Origin of the sequence: Actinomadura geliboluensis (assembly GCF_005889745.1) — a bacterium.
Classification (GTDB): domain Bacteria; phylum Actinomycetota; class Actinomycetes; order Streptosporangiales; family Streptosporangiaceae; genus Spirillospora; species Spirillospora geliboluensis.
This window is the reverse complement of the sequence record NZ_VCKZ01000713.1, coordinates 1-1,717: the sequence shown is the minus strand read 5'-3', so window position 1 is coordinate 1,717 and position 1,717 is coordinate 1. Positions and strand designations below refer to the sequence as shown.

Genomic DNA, 1,717 nt, shown 5'->3' with positions numbered 1-1,717 from the left:
GCTGTTCGCCGAGATGGAACGCACCTTCATCGCCGAACGCGCCGCCCGCGCCCGCATCGTCGCCGAGGCATCCGCCCGCCGGATCAGACGGCGCTCGCCCACCCGGCCGACAAGCCCGAATATGCCCGGCTCTTGCAGGCATCAAAGGTGGTGCACTCGGTGCGATCGCCGCCAAGCCCGGCATTCACAAGACCCTAGCCACACCGCTATTTTGGCCGACCCCTAGTCAGAGCTGAGGAGAGTTGATGCGTGCTGGTCTGGAGCTGGCCGGGCGGTATCGGCTGGAAGGGCCTATCGGCCGGGGCGGTATGGGTGAGGTGTGGCGGGGTGTCGACCTGCGCCTGCGCCGCCCGGTGGCGGTGAAGCTCCTGCCGCTGAACGGTGCTGCCGACGGGGCCGAGGTGGCGCGGTTCCGACGGGAGGCCGAGATCGCCGCGACGGTGAACCATCCGGGGATCACCACGGTGTTTGACATCGATGAGCACACCGACGGCGGCCTGCGCCTGTTCTTCCTGGTGATGGAGTTGATGCACGGGCGCGACCTGGCCTCGGTACTGGCCGGGCATCCAGGCGGGCTGCCCGTCACGCAGGTGACGGACTGGGCGGTGCAGATCCTCGCCGCCCTCGCCGCGGCGCACCGGCAGGGGGTGGTGCACCGCGACATCAAGCCGGCCAACCTCTTCCTGACCGGCGACGGGCAGGTCAAGGTCTGCGACTTCGGGATCTCCCGCCTCGCCGACGCCACCAGGATCACCGCCACCGGCGCGGCGGCCGGGACACCGCTCTACATGGCACCCGAACAGATCGAGGGCCACCAGGTCGACCAGCGCACCGACCTGTACGCCTTCGGCTGCGTGCTGTACCACCTGCTGACCGGGACCACCTGGCTGGACACCGGCTCAAGCGTCGGCGCCATCCTGCACCAGCACCTCAACCGCACCCCGCCATCCCCGCGATCACTGCGGCCCGACATCGACGACCACCTGAGCACCCTGGTCCTGAACCTGCTGGCCAAACACCCCGAAGACCGCCCCGAAGACGCCTCCACCGTCGCCGAACGCCTCCGTGGCCCGGTCAGCGGCCCCGCCCCCGGCGACCGGCCGACAGTAGCCGATCGGCCCCGTCCCGCCCAGCACGATAGCGACACCCGGCGCTTGCGGGCACAGGTCAGGACCAGCCCACGCGGCGCGGCGGAACGCTCAACGCCGACCACCTCGCAGGATGGCCGTACCGCGACCGCAGCGATGGTACTGGCCCTACTGTGCATTCCCGGGTTCGCACTCATCCTCGTGACGTTCACTCTCCTGGATTTCCCTCCCGGACTGATCCCGTTGCTGTGGGTGAATATTGCCCTGCCCGTGCTTGGAGCATTCTCGCTCGGCACGGGCGCGCTACAGCTCTATCGGCGTAGCCCGGCAGGGCGCTGGATAATCGCGATAACCAGCGGCATGGCCACTGTGTGGCTTGTTCAATCCACCATGTACTACAGCCATGCTGGAGTATTTATTTACTGGCACGTGACCACGGTTTACCCGATGACGGCTGTTCTGGCGATCGCCGCTGTGATCATGGCCCTTCTCCCCGCCACCGGCCGCTGGTGCCAGCAGACGAAACGGGCGTAGGCCGTCCTGCGGGAGCACTGGAGCGGCCTGCTGCCAGAACCGCAAGCACCACGATCGCGATGGCGATGCTGTGCCTTCTGACGGTCCCGGTCATC

At 68.0% G+C, this 1,717-nt stretch carries 1 protein-coding gene; it reads left to right on the top strand.

Features of this window, described 5'->3' with window-relative positions; genetic code table 11:
* Nucleotides 1-245: 245 nt before the first annotated feature.
* Entirely contained in the window at nt 246-1,622 is a 1,377-nt protein-coding gene (locus ETD96_RS43750; RefSeq protein ID WP_138642348.1) for a serine/threonine-protein kinase, read from the top strand.
* The last annotated feature ends 95 nt before the right edge of the window (nt 1,623-1,717 follow it).

Excerpts from the sequence above, each read along its gene's own strand:
- ETD96_RS43750 (WP_138642348.1), top strand. The coding sequence starts at position 246 with ATGCGTGCTGGTCTGGAGCTGGCCGGGCGGTATCGGCTGGAAGGGCCT.